Origin of the sequence: Propioniciclava sinopodophylli, assembly GCF_004324755.1 — a bacterium.
Classification (GTDB): domain Bacteria; phylum Actinomycetota; class Actinomycetes; order Propionibacteriales; family Propionibacteriaceae; genus Propioniciclava; species Propioniciclava sinopodophylli.
In genome coordinates this window covers 191,161-205,494 of the sequence record NZ_SDMQ01000002.1, presented here as the reverse complement: position 1 = coordinate 205,494, position 14,334 = coordinate 191,161, and the positions used below count along the sequence as shown (strand labels likewise).

General features: G+C 70.0%; 15 protein-coding genes. 9 read left to right on the top strand and 6 right to left on the bottom strand.

Annotation, left to right across the window (positions count from 1 at the left end):
* Window positions 1–136: 136 nt before the first annotated feature.
* The 7 genes from ET989_RS03190 to ET989_RS03160 all read left to right on the top strand — a co-directional run bounded on the left by ET989_RS03190 (window position 137) and on the right by ET989_RS03160 (window position 5,925).
* Window positions 137–967 (top strand): PspA/IM30 family protein, encoded by an 831-nt coding sequence (locus ET989_RS03190; RefSeq protein ID WP_131167115.1) that lies wholly within the window; start codon window positions 137–139, stop codon window positions 965–967.
* Between the two features lie 6 nt (window positions 968–973).
* The gene (pspAA, locus tag ET989_RS03185) at window positions 974–1,261 is read left to right on the top strand and encodes a PspA-associated protein PspAA (protein WP_131167114.1); all 288 of its coding nucleotides are present in this window, start codon (window positions 974–976) and stop codon (window positions 1,259–1,261) included.
* Window positions 1,261–2,286, top strand: coding sequence for a glycerate kinase (locus ET989_RS03180; RefSeq protein WP_165490002.1), 1,026 nt, complete (start codon window positions 1,261–1,263; stop codon window positions 2,284–2,286). Before pspAA ends, ET989_RS03180 begins: the two co-directional genes overlap by 1 nt.
* 112 nt (window positions 2,287–2,398) lie before the next feature.
* Window positions 2,399–2,755, top strand: coding sequence for a HesB/IscA family protein (locus ET989_RS03175; RefSeq protein ID WP_131167112.1), 357 nt, complete (start codon window positions 2,399–2,401; stop codon window positions 2,753–2,755).
* Between the two features lie 182 nt (window positions 2,756–2,937).
* A complete protein-coding gene (gene ctaC / locus ET989_RS03170) occupies window positions 2,938–3,786 on the top strand; it encodes an aa3-type cytochrome oxidase subunit II (RefSeq protein ID WP_277751338.1) in 849 nt (282 codons plus the stop codon).
* Between the two features lie 4 nt (window positions 3,787–3,790).
* Window positions 3,791–5,512 carry an aa3-type cytochrome oxidase subunit I gene (gene ctaD, locus ET989_RS03165; protein ID WP_131167111.1) on the top strand — a complete coding sequence of 574 codons (1,722 nt, stop codon included), beginning with the start codon at window positions 3,791–3,793 and terminating at the stop codon, window positions 5,510–5,512.
* Window positions 5,509–5,925, top strand: a complete 417-nt coding sequence (locus ET989_RS03160) for a cytochrome c oxidase subunit 4 (RefSeq protein ID WP_131167110.1) — start codon at window positions 5,509–5,511, stop codon at window positions 5,923–5,925. The genes ctaD and ET989_RS03160 overlap by 4 nt, the downstream gene beginning before the upstream one ends.
* A 244-nt stretch (window positions 5,926–6,169) precedes the next feature.
* Here the strand turns inward: ET989_RS03160 and ET989_RS03155 are convergent, their stop codons facing one another.
* The 5 genes from ET989_RS03155 to ctaE all read right to left on the bottom strand — a co-directional run bounded on the left by ET989_RS03155 (window position 6,170) and on the right by ctaE (window position 12,016).
* Window positions 6,170–7,627, bottom strand: coding sequence for a GuaB1 family IMP dehydrogenase-related protein (locus ET989_RS03155; protein WP_131167109.1), 1,458 nt, complete (start codon window positions 7,625–7,627; stop codon window positions 6,170–6,172).
* Window positions 7,628–7,698: 71 nt separating this feature from the next.
* Entirely contained in the window at window positions 7,699–9,378 is a 1,680-nt protein-coding gene (gene qcrB / locus ET989_RS03150; RefSeq protein ID WP_131167108.1) for a cytochrome bc1 complex cytochrome b subunit, read from the bottom strand.
* Entirely contained in the window at window positions 9,378–10,451 is a 1,074-nt protein-coding gene (gene qcrA / locus ET989_RS03145; RefSeq protein WP_131167107.1) for a cytochrome bc1 complex Rieske iron-sulfur subunit, read from the bottom strand. Before qcrA ends, qcrB begins: the two co-directional genes overlap by 1 nt.
* Complete coding sequence (gene qcrC / locus ET989_RS03140; protein ID WP_131167106.1) at window positions 10,448–11,248, bottom strand: cytochrome bc1 complex diheme cytochrome c subunit; 801 nt, start codon at window positions 11,246–11,248, stop codon at window positions 10,448–10,450. Before qcrC ends, qcrA begins: the two co-directional genes overlap by 4 nt.
* Before the next feature lie 30 nt (window positions 11,249–11,278).
* On the bottom strand, window positions 11,279–12,016 hold the full coding sequence (gene ctaE, locus ET989_RS03135) for an aa3-type cytochrome oxidase subunit III (RefSeq protein ID WP_180320752.1): 738 nt from the start codon (window positions 12,014–12,016) through the stop codon (window positions 11,279–11,281).
* Window positions 12,017–12,189: 173 nt separating this feature from the next.
* Between ctaE and ET989_RS03130 the strand changes: the two genes are divergently transcribed.
* Both ET989_RS03130 and trpD read left to right on the top strand, forming a co-directional pair.
* Window positions 12,190–12,615, top strand: a complete 426-nt coding sequence (locus tag ET989_RS03130) for a DNA-binding transcriptional response regulator (RefSeq protein WP_131167105.1) — start codon at window positions 12,190–12,192, stop codon at window positions 12,613–12,615.
* On the top strand, window positions 12,612–13,658 hold the full coding sequence (gene trpD / locus ET989_RS03125; protein ID WP_131167104.1) for an anthranilate phosphoribosyltransferase: 1,047 nt from the start codon (window positions 12,612–12,614) through the stop codon (window positions 13,656–13,658). The genes ET989_RS03130 and trpD overlap by 4 nt, the downstream gene beginning before the upstream one ends.
* On the opposite strand, the gene ET989_RS03120 is transcribed toward trpD, so the two are convergent.
* Window positions 13,636–14,328 carry a prepilin peptidase gene (locus ET989_RS03120; RefSeq protein WP_131167103.1) on the bottom strand — a complete coding sequence of 231 codons (693 nt, stop codon included), beginning with the start codon at window positions 14,326–14,328 and terminating at the stop codon, window positions 13,636–13,638. The genes trpD and ET989_RS03120 overlap by 23 nt on opposite strands.
* Window positions 14,329–14,334 lie beyond the last annotated feature (6 nt).

Sequence of the window (14,334 nt, the reverse complement as noted above, 5' to 3'; positions counted from 1 at the left end):
TGGGTCGCCGACCATTCTATTGCAGAGTCAGGGTCGGCTCCGGGGGACCACCCCCGGCGACGCCCTCCCGCCGCTCGGGAGGCGCGGCTAGGCTGGCGGGGCAACCCCCGTTCCCACGGAAGGACCCACGACCACCATGGCCGGTTTGTTCGAACGCCTCAAGCTTGTCCTCAACGCGAAGGCCGACAAGGCCATGGACAAGCTCGAGGATCCGCGCGAGACCCTCGACTACTCCTACCAGCGCCAGCTCGAGCTGCTGCAGAAGGTCCGCCGCGGCGTCGCCGACGTGGCCACCAGCCGCAAGCGCGTGGAGCTCCAGGCGAACCAGATGGACGCCGAGATGAAGAAGCTCACCCTGTCGGCGCAGCGCGCGCTCGAGGTCAACCGCGAGGACCTGGCCCGCGAGGCCCTGACCCGCAAGTCGGGCCTGCAGTCGCAGCTGGACGACCTGATGACGCAGCACGCGACCCTGCAGGGCGAGGAGGAAAAGCTCGTCCGCGCCAGCACCCGCCTGCAGGCCAAGGTCGACGCGTTCCGCACCCGCAAGGAGACCATCAAGGCCACCTACTCCGCCGCCGAGGCCCAGACCCGCATCAACGAGGCCTTCACCGGCATCTCGGAGGAAATGGGCGACGTCGGCCTCGCGATCCAGCGCGCTGAGGACAAGACGGCCCAGATGCAGGCCCGCGCCGGCGCCATCGACGAGCTGCTCGCCTCCGGCGCCCTGGAGGACCCGTCGGGCTCCTTCAAGGACGACATCACCCGCGAGCTCGACACGCTCGCGTCCTCCTCCCAGGTCGAGAACGAGCTGGCATCGCTCAAGGCGTCCATGGGGGCCATCACCTCCGGCGCAGCGCCGCAGGCGACCCCGCAGCTGTCCGCAGCCCCCGGCGAGCCGGTGGACGCCGACGTGACCGAGGTCACCGACGCCCCGGCCGAGGGCAGGCCGGCCGGCCAGGGGGAGTGAAGCCCCATGATCGTCCGCATCCTCGGTGAGGGTCAGTACCGGCTCGACGACGCCGAGCTCGATCTGCTCAACGCGCTGGACGACGACGTCGAGGCAGCCGCCCAGGCGGGCGACGCCGACTGGCTGAAGCGGGCGCTGGAGCGCCTGCTGGACGAGGTCCGCACCCAGGGCACGCTGCTGGACGACGACCTCCTCCTCGACTCCGACGTCATCCTCCCCGACGCCGAGGCGTCCGTGGAGCAGGTGCAGGACTGGATCGGCGAGGACTCCAGCTTCGAAGGGTTGATGCCCTAGTGCGTGTGGTCGTCTGCACCGACCGGATCGGGGCCCTCGCGTCAGCCGACGCGGGGGCCGCGCTCGGTCGTGCCTTCGTCGCGGCCCGGCCCGGCACTCAGGTTGCGGTCGTGCCGCTGGCCTCCGGCGGCCCCGACCTCGCCGAGGCGCTGGACGCGCTGGGCCACGACGCGGTCGTCGTCCGTGACCCGGACGCCGACCCCGGCCACCACGGGCACCACGACCACACCCACGGGGACGAGGAGCCCACGGGCGTCGACCCGGTCTCAACGTCGCTGGGAGTGGGCCGCGCGCTGGCCGAGGCGCTGGCCGGACGCCCCCGCCGCGTCGTCGTCGACCTCACCGGCCTGCTCACCCACGACGGCGGCGCCGGCCTCCTGCACGCGCTGGGCGCCGCGGCCGATGTGCCGCTGGACGCCGGCGCCGGCGGCCTGACGGGCATCACCACCGTCGACCTCGCCCCCGCCCGTGCCCTGGTGGGGGACACCGAGCTTGTCGCCGTCGTCGACCCCGCCGAGCTGCAGGACATGCTGCTCGGCCTGCGCGGCCTGACCTCGCGGCGCGGGCGCGCTGCCGGCACCGACCCGGCCCTCATGCTCTCCACCGACGCGGCGCTCGGCGCGCTGGCCGGGGCCCTCGGCGTCCCCGACGCCCCGGGCCTGGGTGCGGCCGGCGGCGCCGTGCTGGCCCTCGCTGCGCTCGGCGGCTGGGCCACCTCGGGGCCCTCGCTGTGCGCGGAGGTCGCCCAGCTCGAGCGCACGGCGTCCGTCGCCGACGTGCTGGTCACCGGCGCCGACCACGTCGACTTCGCCACCCGTGGCGGCCACGTCGTGCCCGAGGTGGCGGCGCTGGGGGAGCGCACCATGCGCCCCGTCGTGGTGGTGGCCCGCAAGGTCGACATCTCCGGTCGGGAACTGCGCACGTTCGGGGTCGAGGTCGCCTACGCGGTGGGGGGCGGGGCCGACCTCGGCTCGGCCGAGCTGACCCGCCGCGCGGCGGGCGTGGCGTCCAGCTGGACGTGGTGACTCTTCGCCTGTTCCGGCTCGTGACCTAAGCTGTTCCCAGCAGCGCGTCGGAATACGCCGCCCCAGCCGCAGCGTTGAAGCGGTACCAAGACTCACCCGGAGGAACCATCTCATGAGCGTTGACACCCAGACCGAGGCCCTGGCCGACGGCATCATCCTGACCGAGGTCGCGGCCAAGAAGGTCTCCGACCTCGCGGCCAGCGAGGGCGAGGAGGGCCTGGCCCTGCGCATCTCCGTAGCCCCCGGCGGCTGCTCCGGCCTGCGCTACCAGCTCGCGCTGGACGACCGCGACCTCGACGGCGACGTCACCAAGGAGTGGTACGGCGTCAAGGTCGTGACGGACCGCATGAGCGCCCCCTACCTGACGGGCGCCACGATCGACTTCGTCGACACGATCCAGCAGCAGGGTTTCACCATCGACAACCCGAACGCCGGCGGCTCCTGCGCCTGCGGCGACAGCTTCCACTGATCGGACGTCTGCCTCAGCCAGGTCACGATCGGGACACGTTCGTCCCACCACTCGACATCCCGGCGCCTCGCAAGAGGCGTCGGGATGCTTGTTTGGGTTAGTCTGATGCCGAGCATCGACTCCCACCGCAGGGCGCTGCCCCGACGCGGAGGGTGTGGACCTAAGAATCGGAAGGGTGTGACGTGGCTTCGAACAGAACCTCCCAGGCCGCACGACGCATCTGGGGAGCTGCAGCCGTCGGTATCGGCGCCGTGGCACTCAGTGGGTGTTCCCAGGCGACGGTCGAGCAGTGGGGTCGTTGGGGACTCCCGGAGGCAGCCAGTGACCGGGCGCCGTTCATCGGCGACCTGTGGAACGGCGCCTGGATCGCATCCATGGTCGTCGGCGTCATCGTGTGGGGCCTCATCGGCTGGGCGGTCTTCCGCTACCGCCGCCGCAGCGAGTCCGACGTGCCGCGCCAGGTCAAGTACAACCTCCCGATGGAGATCCTGTACACGCTGGTGCCGTTCCTGGTCATCGGCGTGCTGTTCTTCTTCACCGTGCAGGCCCAGAACGGCGTGCTGGCCAAGGAGAGCGACGACGCGGTCCACAAGATCGACGTGATCGGCCAGAAGTGGTCCTGGACCTTCAACTACATGGAGGCCGAGAACCCCGCCATCGGCGTCGACGCGCACACCGTCGGCACCGTGGAGGAGATCCCCACCTTGGTCCTGCCGCTCGACAAGCCGGTTCGGTTCAAGCTGAACTCGGCCGACGTGATCCACTCCTTCTGGATCCCCGACTTCTACTTCAAGCTCGACGTGATCCCCGGCCGCACGAACACCTTCGACGTGACCGCGACCAAGGAGGGCACCTTCCTCGGCAAGTGCGCCGAGCTGTGTGGCACCTACCACGCGGCGATGGTGTTCCACGTCGAGGTGGTCCCCGAGGCCGAGTACAACGAGTACGTCAAGCAGCTCGCCGCCGATGGCCAGACCGGCGCGCTGATCGTCCCCGAGTTCCCGTCCACCGGGCCGAAGCTGGAGGGCTGACCCCATGACCACCGCACGCATTGATGCCACCGCGGTCCGCCCGGCCCGCAAGGAGAACCTGGGCGCGATCTTCTGGTCGTGGATGACCACGACCGACCACAAGGTCATCGCGAAGCTGTACATCTGGACGGCGCTGGCGTTCTTCGCCTTCGGCGGCCTGCTCGCGCTGGCCATCCGCGCCGAGCTGGCGTTCCCGGGTCTGCAGTACCTGCACTACGAGACCTTCAACCAGTTCTTCACCATGCACGGCACGATCATGCTGCTGATGTTCGCGACGCCCATGGTCGCGGCGTTCGCCAACGCGCTCATGCCGCTGCACATCGGCGCCCCGGACGTGTCGTTCCCGCGCCTGAACATGTTCAGCTACTGGCTGTACCTGTTCGGCTCGCTGATCGCCTGCGCCGGCTTCCTCACCCCGGACGGCGCGGCCTCCTTCGGCTGGTTCGCCTACGTGCCGCTGTCGGACGCCGTGCACTCGCCCGGCGTGGGTGGCGACCTATGGATCGTCGGCCTCTACCTGCTGGGCCTGAGCTCCATCCTCGGCGCGGTGAACTTCATCACCACGATCGTGACGATGCGTGCCCCCGGCATGACGATGTTCCGCATGTCGATGTTCACCTGGAACATCCTGGTGACCTCGATCCTGATCCTCGTCGTGTTCCCCGTGCTGGCCGCCGGCCTGCTGGTACTCCTGAGCGACCGCGTGCTGGGCACCCACATCCTCGACGCCGCCACCGGTGGCGCGATGCTGTGGCAGCACCTGTTCTGGTTCTTCGGGCACCCCGAGGTCTACGTCCTCGCGCTGCCGTTCTTCGGCATCATCACCGAGATCATCCCGGTCTTCAGCCGCAAGCCGATCTTCGGCTACGTCGGCCTGGTCGGCGCGACGCTGGCGATCGGCGCCCTGTCGATCTCGGTGTGGGCCCACCACATGTTCGTCACGGGCGCGGTGAACCTGCCGTTCTTCTCGTTCATGACGTTCATGATCGCCGTGCCCACGGGCGTGAAGTTCTTCAACTGGATCGGCACGATGTGGAACGGCTCGGTCAGGCTCGACAGCCCCATGCTGTGGGCAATCGGCTTCCTGACGACCTTCCTCTTCGGTGGCCTGACCGGCGTCATCCTCGCCAGCCCGCCGCTCGACTTCCAGGTGTCCGACACGTACTTCGTCGTCGCCCACTTCCACTACGTGCTGTTCGGCACCGTCGTGTTCTCGATGTTCGCCGGCTTCTACTTCTGGTGGCCCAAGTGGTACGGCTACATGCTGGACGAGAAGCTCGCCAAGCTGCACTTCTGGCTGGTGTTCGCCGGCTTCCACCTGACCTTCCTCGTCCAGCACTGGCTGGGTGTCGAGGGCATGCAGCGCCGCATCGCGGACTACCTGCCCGGTGAGGACTTCACCTTCCTCAACCAGGTCTCCACGGTCGGCTCGTTCCTGCTGGGCATCTCGATGCTGCCGTTCCTGTGGAACGTCTACAAGAGCCACAAGACCGCCCCGCGCGTGACCGTGGACGACCCGTGGGGCTGGGGCCGCTCCCTGGAGTGGGCCACCTCCTGCCCGCCGCCGCGCCACAACTTCACCAAGCTGCCGCGCATCCGCAGTGAGGCCCCCGCCTTCGACCTGCACCACCCGGAGATCTCGGGCATCGGCCCGCACCCGGTGAACCCGCTCCAGGAGGCCATCGTGGCCGAGGAGTCCGACGCGGCAGAGGAGACCGCCAAGTGAAGACCGAGGCCAAGCTCTTCCTGTTCATGGTCGTGTTCTTCACGATCGTGACCCCCATCTACGTCTTCATGACGTGGGGTGACCACGGCAACTACCCCGAGCCCATCGGCACCACCGTCCTGATCCTGACGCTGCTGTTCTGCGCCATGATCTGGGGCCTGCTGGCGCTGACCGGTCGTTCGACCGGCCCGCGTCCGGAGGACCGCAAGGACGGCGAGATCATCGAGGGCGCCGGCGCGCTCGGCTTCTTCCCGCCGACCTCGATCATCCCCTTCTGGTCGACGATCGCGATCGCGATCATGCTGCTGGGAGCCGTGTTCGGCTGGTGGCTGACCCTCCTGGGTGCAGGCCTCGGCATCTACGCCGCGCTCGGCTGGGCCTACGAGTACTACGTGGGCGACTACCAGCACTGAGCGACAGACCCGAACGGGGACGGACCACACGGTCCGTCCCCGTTCTGCATGTCCCCGTCCGCCGAGAGCCCCGGCTTCCTGCGCCGAGAGCCCCGGCTTCGTGTGCCGAGAGCCCCGGCTTCGTGTGCCGAGAGCCCCGGCTTCGTGTGCCGAGAGCCCCAGGGGTCTGTGGGCGACGCGGATGTTGGGGGCAGGCAACTCGCCACGCAACCCCTCAGCGTCGCCCTGAGGGGCCCTGGAGGGCCTACCAGCTGCTGTGCAGCGGACGCCCCTCCTCGTAGCCCGAGCGGCTCTGGACGCCGATCGTGGCCCGCGCGTGGAAGTCGGACAGGGTGCGGGCGCCGGCGTACGTGCACGACGACCGGACGCCGGAGGTGATGAAGTCCATCAGGTCCTCCACGCCGGGGCGTGCCGGGTCGAGGTACATCCGCGAGGACGAGATGCCCTCCTCGAACAGCCCGGCCCGGGCGCGCTCGAAGAAGGTCTGCTGCTGCGTGCGGGCGCGCACGGCCCGCGCGGACGCCATGCCGAACGACTCCTTGTAGGCGCGGCCGTCTGCGTCGTGCATGAGCGTGCCGGTGGACTCGTGCGTCCCGGCGAACCAGGAGCCGATCATCACAGCGCCGGCACCGGCCGCCAGCGCCAGGGCGACGTCGCGGGGGTGCCGGACGCCGCCGTCGGCCCAGATGGCCTTGCCAACGTCCGCGGCGGCCGCGGCGCAGTCCAGCACCGCGGAGAACTGCGGGCGTCCGACCCCGGTCTGCATGCGGGTGGTGCACATAGCGCCCGGGCCCACGCCGACCTTCACGATGTCGGCGCCGGCCTCGATGAGGTCGAGTGTGCCCTCGGCGGTCACGACGTTGCCGCCCACCAGCGGCACGCGGACGCCCCCGCTGCGGGCGTGCTCGTCGCGCACGGCGCGGACGGCCACCAGCGTCTCGAGCATGCGGTCTTGGTGCCCGTGGGCGGTGTCCATCACCAGTACGTCGGCGCCGGCCGCCAGCAGCGCACGAGCGCGGTCGGCGGCCTCGCCGGAGATGCCCACGGCTGCGCCGATGCGGAGGCGACCCGCGGCGTCCACGCTGGGGGAGTAGATGGCCGAACGCATGGCGCCCTTGGTGGTGAGGACGCCGACCAGGTCGCCCGCCTCGTCCACGGCAATCGCGATCTTGCGCCGGCTGTCGGTGAGGGTCTCGAAGACCTCGCCGGCCGTGCTGTCGGACGGGACGAGCGTCAGGTCCGTGGTCATCACCTCGTGGACGGGCACGAAGCGGTCCACGCCCGCGGCGTCCGCCGCCGACACCAGTCCGACGGGACGCCGCCCCTCCAGCACGACGGCGACCCCGTGGGCGCGCTTGGGGATCAGGGGGAGTGCGTCGGCAACGATCGTGTCGGGGGTGACATGGATCGGGGTGTCGAAGACCGTGTGGGCCCGCTTGACGCGCTCGATGGCGGTCCCGGCGGCCTGCAGCGAGAGGTCCTGGGGGATGATCGACACAGCCCCGCGCCGGGCCACGGTCTCGGCCATGCGGCGTCCGGAGATCGCGGTCATGTTTGCCACCACCAGCGGGGTCGAGAGGCCCAGCCCGTCGGTCGACGAGAGGTCGACGTCCATGCGGGACCGCACCGAGGAGCGGGTCGGCGACATGAAGACGTCGTCATAGGTCAGGTCGAACTCGGGCTTGCCCGTCGTGAAGCGCACCCGCCCAGCCTACCGCCGGGGACAGAACGGGCCCCCTCCCGTCTGGGAGGGGGCCCGATCGGCCCGGCCACTCAGTGGAGCTGCTTGGGCTCGTCGTCGTGGTGGTGGGAGTCCGCGATCTCCTCGCGGGTCGGCTTGGCGATGTCGTCGCCGGTGAACCAGGCCGACAGGCGGGCGTGGAGGCCGCTGACGGAACCGGGGCCGGACTGCTTGACGCCGTGCTCGTCGTGCGAGGGTGTCTCCTCCAGCGGCGCGTACTGCGGGTGCTGGGTGAGCGTGAACGCCTCGTCGTTGGAGATCGGGGCGTGCGGCTCGTGGTACCCGCCGGCGGGGGAGCGGACGATGATGCCCGACTCGGACCCGTGCAGGACGCGCTCGCGGTCGGCGCGCTGCAGCGAGAGGCACAGGCGCTTGGTGACGATGAACGCGATGACCGGGCCGACGAAGACCGCGATGCGGAGGAACCAGGTCACGGCGTTCAGCGAGACGTTGAACTGCGTCGCGATGATGTCGTTGCCACCGCCGACCCAGAAGAGGCCGTACCAGACCATGCCGGCCACGCCGAGCGCCGTGCGGGTCGGGGCGTTGCGCGGGCGGTCGAGGATGTTGTGGTGCGACTTGTCGCCGGTCAGCCACGCCTCGACGAAGGGCCACACGGCGAGGCCGGTGTACAGAATGCCCATGAGGATGGCGAACGGGATGAAGACGTTCCACGACCACGTCGTCGAACCCCACGAGGACTCCCAGCCCGGCATGATGCGGATGGCGCCCTCGACCCAGCCCATGTACCAGTCCGGCTGCGAGCCGGCGGTGACCTGCGCGGGGTTGTACGGGCCGTAGAGCCAGACCTGGTTGATCGACAACGTCGCACCCATGAGGATCAGGGCGCCGAAGACGATGAAGAAGAAGCCCCCGGCCTTGGCCATGTAGACGGGGAACAGCGGGTAGCCCACGACGTTGTTCTCGGTGCGGCCGGGGCCGGGGAACTGCGTGTGCTTGTGGTACACCAGCAGCGCCATGTGCGCGGCGATGAGGCCGAGCAAGATGGCCGGCAGCAGCAGGATGTGCGCCATGTAGAAGCGGGCGATGATCATGTCGCCGGGGTATTCGCCACCGAAGACGAAGAACTCGATCCAGGTGCCCACCAGCGGGATGGAGCGGATGGCGCCGTCGGTGAACCGGAGGCCCGTGCCGGACAGCAGGTCGTCGGGCAGCGAGTAGCCGGTCATGCCGGCGATCATGCCGAGGCTCAGCAGGCCCACGCCGATGAGCCAGTTGATTTCACGGGGCTTGCGGAACGCGCCGGTGAAGAACACGCGCAGCATGTGCGCGGTCATCGCGGCCATGAACAGCAGGGCGGCCCAGTGGTGGATCTGGCGGACCAGCATGCCACCGCGGACGTCGAAGCTGATCGCCAGCGTCGACTCGAACGCCTGGCTCATCTGCAGGCCGCGCATCAGCTCGTAGCTGCCCTGGTACTCGACCTCGGCCATCGACGGCTTGAACCAGATGGTGAGGAAGATGCCGGTGAGCAGCAGGACGATGAAGCTGTACAGGGCGATCTCGCCCAGCAGGAACGACCAGTGGTCGGGGAAGACCTTCCGCAGGCCCGCCTTGCCCAGCTTGGCGATGCCGACGCGCTCGTCGAGCCACACGGCAGGGCCGGGCAGGGACTTCACTGCCCCACCCTCGGCCGGCCTACGGGTCTCGAGGATGTCGCCCTCGGGAGCGATGCCAACAGGCTTGGCCATCACCGATCACCGTCCTTGTAGTCGTTGCGGGAGTCGCGCTCGAAGTAGCTCGGGCCGATCGGCACCGTGAAGTCGCTCTGCGCGACCAGGTAGCCGTCGGCGTTCACCTTGAGGGGGAGCTGCGGCAGGGATCGGGCGGCGGGGCCGAACACGACGACGCCGGAGTTGCCCAGGTCGAACGTCGACTGGTGGCAGGGGCACAGCAGGTGGTGAGTCTGCTGCTCCCACAGCGAGATCGGGCAGCCCACGTGGGTGCAGATCTTGCTGTAGGCCAGGATGCCTCCGACGTGCCAGGCGGAGCGGGACTCGGGGATCTTGATCGAGTTCGGGTCCATGCGCACGACGACCAAGGGGCTCTTGGCCTTCATGTTCATGTACTCCTTGCCGTGGAGGTCCCACAGGGTTTCCGGCTCGGCGTTGACCAGCTGGCCGATCTCGATGTCGGAAGGCTTGAGCGGCAGGCGGTTGACGTCGTTGACGACGCGGACGCCGTCGGCCCAGATCGTCTTCTCGATGGTCTCGCGACGCACCGCGGCGGTCGGGTACGGGCCGATGTCAGCCAGCGTCACCAGCGCGGGGACCGCGACGATGCCCAGAGCGCCACCGAGGGAGGCAACGATCATCTTGCGGCGCGACACGCCCGCGTCAGCGATGCCGGCGTTCAGGGTGTCGACGAAGCCGGCGCGCTCCTCCTCGGTCGAGGCGGGCGAGTGCCGCTCCTCGGCGATCTCGGTGTCGTTCATCAGCTGGCGCGCCCAGTGAATGGCTCCGACCCCGATGAGCAGCACGGCCAGGCCGCCGGTGAGGCCGAGCAGCGTGGTGTGCACGTGCCAGTTGACACCGAGGATGTTCGCCGTCGCGTGGCGGGGGACGGCGAAGTAGATCACCACGAAGGCGATGGCGAACAGGGGAACGAGGCCGAAGAGCGTCACGACCTGGCGGTAGGCGCGGTTGGCCGCTGCGCTGTCGACGTCCGACCAGCGCTCGACGTGCTCCTCGATGCCCGGGTTGGGCACGGGGTTGCGGTGCGGGTCGTCCTGAGTGACCAGGGCGGTGGAGTGGTCGTGGCTCATTTCGCGCGTGCTCCTCGGGAGGCGATCCAGGTGGCGACGAGGGCGAGGCCGCCGATGCCGAGAACCCAGGCCGCAAAGCCTTCGGTCACGGGGCCGAGGCCACCGAGGGAGAAGCCGGCCGACGGCTGCTCCTCCATGCCCTTCAGGTAGCCGATGATGGAGGCCACGTCCTCGTCGGGGATGGCCCCGGCGGAGAAGACGGGCATCTGCTGGGGGCCGGTGCGGATGGCCTCGTAGATGTGCAGCGGCTCGACGCCCTGCAGGGCGGGGGCGTACTTGCCGTTCGGCAGCGCACCGCCGTTGCCCGCGGCCTGGTGGCAGGCGGAGCAGTTGGTCCGGAACAACTCGCCGCCGCGGGCGATGTCGTCATCGGACAGGCCTGAGTAGTCGTACTGCTCCGACTTGGGGATGGCCGGGCCGGGGCCGAGGGTCTGCACGTACTCGGCGATGTTGTTGATCTCCTGCGCCGTGTACTGCACCACCTTGCGGGGGGCCTGCGCGCCGGGCTTGGCCATCGGCATGCGGTTGGTGGCCATCTGGAACTCGACCGCCGCCGCCCCCACGCCGACCAGGGACGGGCCCTGGGAGGTGCCTTCGCCGTTGAGGCCGTGGCACGAGGAGCACGTCACCTGGAAGAGTGCCTTGCCCTCGGCGACCTGGGCGGACATGCCCGTGTCAGCGGCCACCTGGGTGGCCGGGGAGAGGGCTGCGTAGAGCGCGCCCATGAGGACGAGTGCGAAAGCGAGCGCGAGGGGACGTGCCGCCCTGTGCCGCCTTCTGGAGGTTCCGGATCGCATCGATGCGCCTTTCGAAGTCGGGTTGGAGGGTCAGCGGATGAGGTAGATCACCGCGAACAGAATGATCCAGACGATGTCGACGAAGTGCCAGTAGTACGACGTGACGATCGCATGGACCCTCTGCTCATGGGTGAACGTCCGCGCCACGTAGGTGCGGCCGATCATGAGCAGGAAGGCGATGAGACCGCCCAGCACGTGGAGGCCGTGGAAGCCGGTGGCGAGGAAGAAGGCCGAGGTGTAGGCGTTGGTCTGGAGGACGAAGCCCTCCGAGACGAGCAGGAAGTACTCGTACGCCTGGCCGCCGATGAAGACCGAGCCCATGAGGACCGTGAGGATGTACCACTCACGCATGCCCCAGGAGCCGACGTTGAAGATGCTGCCGGTGCGGGAGACGTAGCCCTTCTCCGCACGGAAGACACCGATCTGGCAGGTGATCGAGCTCAGCACCAGGATCGTGGTGTTGATGATCGAGAACCACGGCAGCTGGATGCCGAACCAGTCCTGCATGAAGTGGGACGTGCCCCACTCCCACATGGTGGGCTCACCCGGGGCCGCCATGGCCGTCGTGTGGTTGCGCAGATTGAAGTAGGCGGCGAAGAGGGCCGCGAAGAACATCAGCTCACTGGCGAGCCAGATCACCGTGCCCACCGCCACCATGTCCGGCTTTCCCTTGATGCCGTGCAGGCGTGCCGGGGCAATCGGGTGGATGGCTCCGTGAGGGATGACCGGGACCGCGCTCGACTTCGATGTATTCGCCACGGGCGCCATTATTACCGGGGAACCGATCCCGGGTCACGTCGGCCCGAGCCACAGTGGACAAATGCCGCTGCTTCGTTACCTGTCCGTGACTGTTCGGGCGTGGGCGGGCGCGTCGTGCGCGCGTCCGGCGGCGGGGCTACGATGACCACGAGCCCGACTCCATTCCCAGAAGTGAGGACGCGATGAGCGAAGAGGCAGCTGCCGCGAAGGCGACCATCCTGGTCTACTCCGATGACCGGGGCACCCGGGACCAGGTGCGCTTCGCGTTGGGCCGCAAGGTGGCTGCGGACCTCCCCGAGGTCGAGATCGTTGAGTGCGCCACGCACCAGGCCGTCAGTCGCACTCTGGACGCCGGGGGAATCGACCTCGTCGTCATGGACGGGGAGTCGACGCCCGCCGGCGGCATGGGGCTGTGCCGCCAGGTCAAGGATGAGGTCGTGAATTGTCCGCCCGTCGTACTGCTCGTGGCCCGCGTCGCCGACGCCTGGCTCGCGACGTGGTCGCGCGCCGAGGCCGTCGTCCCGTACCCGATCGACCCGGTCCGCCTCCCCGCCTCCGTCGCGGAGGTCCTCCGCGCGCGACTGGCCAGCGAGGCGCAGGCCCGGTGACCCCTACCTGGGCTGACCTGCTGACCTCCCTCGTCAACCGCCAGGACCTCGACCGCGAGAACACCTCGTGGGCGATGAACGAGATCCTCGCCGGCGCAGCCACGCCCGTGCAGGTGGCCGGCTTCATGGTCGCGCTGCAGGCCAAGGGAGCGACCCCGGACGAACTGAACGGCCTCGTGACCGCGATGCTCGACAACGCGCGCCCGATCTCGCTGCCCACGCGTGAGGCCGTCGACATCGTCGGCACCGGCGGGGACCGCGCCAACACGGTCAACATCTCCACGATGGCCGCGATGGTCGCCACGGCCGCCGGCGCGAAGGTGGTCAAGCACGGCAACCGCGCGGCTTCCAGCAAGAGCGGCACCGCCGACTGCCTCGAGGCGCTCGGGGTGGTGCTCGACCTCGACCCGGGCGTCCAGGGCCGGGTGTTCGACGAGGCCGGCATCGTCTTCCTGTTCGCGTCGCACTACCACCCCTCGCTGCGCCACGCGGCCGTGCCGCGGCGCGAGCTGGGCATCCGGACGACCTTCAACTTCCTCGGCCCGCTGGCCAACCCCGCCCGCCCCAACGCCCAGGCGATCGGCGTCGCCGACCGCCTGGTCGCCGCGCTGGTGGCCGACGTCGTCGCGCACCGCGGCAACCGCGGGCTGGTCTTCCACGGCGGTGACGGGCTGGACGAGCTCACCACCACGACGACCTCCGACGTCTGGGTGATCAGCGACGGCCGGGTCGTCCCAACGACCTTCGACCCCGCGGACCTCGGCATCGCCAAGGCGTCCAAGGAGGACCTCGTCGGCGGCGAGCCGGCCCACAACGCCCAGGTCGTCCGCGACACCTTCGCGGGGCGCCCCGGGCCCGTGCGCGACATCGTGCTGCTGAACGCGGCCGCGGCGATCCTCGCCTACGACGGCCCCGATCCGGACGCCGACCTGACCGAGCAGTTCGCCGAGCCACTGGCCCGCGCGCGCCGCGCGGTCGACTCGGGGGCGGCGACCGAGCTTCTCGAGCGCTGGGTCAGCCTCACCCAGTCACTGGCCAGCTGAGACCGCCCTGCGCTGCGCGGAGCGCCAGCGCCAGGAACGGGCCAGCCAGCAGGCCCGGGCCGTAGGGGAAGGTACCCCGCCCGCCGGCGGCCCGGTGCACGATGCCCCACACGGCCCCGGCCAGCGTGCCGAGCAGCAGCGCCCACACCACCAGCCCGACCGAGTCGAGCGCCGTCACCGCCCCGATCGTGGCGGCCAGGCGGACATCGCCGTACCCGAACGCCCCCGTGGTGCGCCACAGCAGGTGGAACAGCAGGCCCAGCGCCAGCGCGCCGAGCGCGGCCGCGGCCAGGGGCGTCCACGAGCCGGACGCCCACGCCACCACCCCGGCGCCGACCGCGGCCACCGCCCAGCCGGCACGCGCCAGGGGGAGGGGGAGCCACGTGGTCCGCGCGTCGACGGCGCAGGCGAGGACGTTCACCGACGCCAGCGCCAGCCACGCCGGCCAGTGAGCCGGGGGCACGGTGAGTGTGACGAGCAGGGTGGCGGCCAGGCAGGCGAGCCCGACGCCGGCGACGACGGTGTGTGAGGCCAGCGAGGCGTACGGCGGCTTGCCGTCGGGGTCTGCGGGCTCGGGCAGCGTGCGCAGGACGGCGGGGGTGAGGGCGGCGGTCGCCGTAGCCACGAGCGCGGCGAGGACGACGGCCAGGGCGGGGGTGGGCCAGGGCACGGGGCC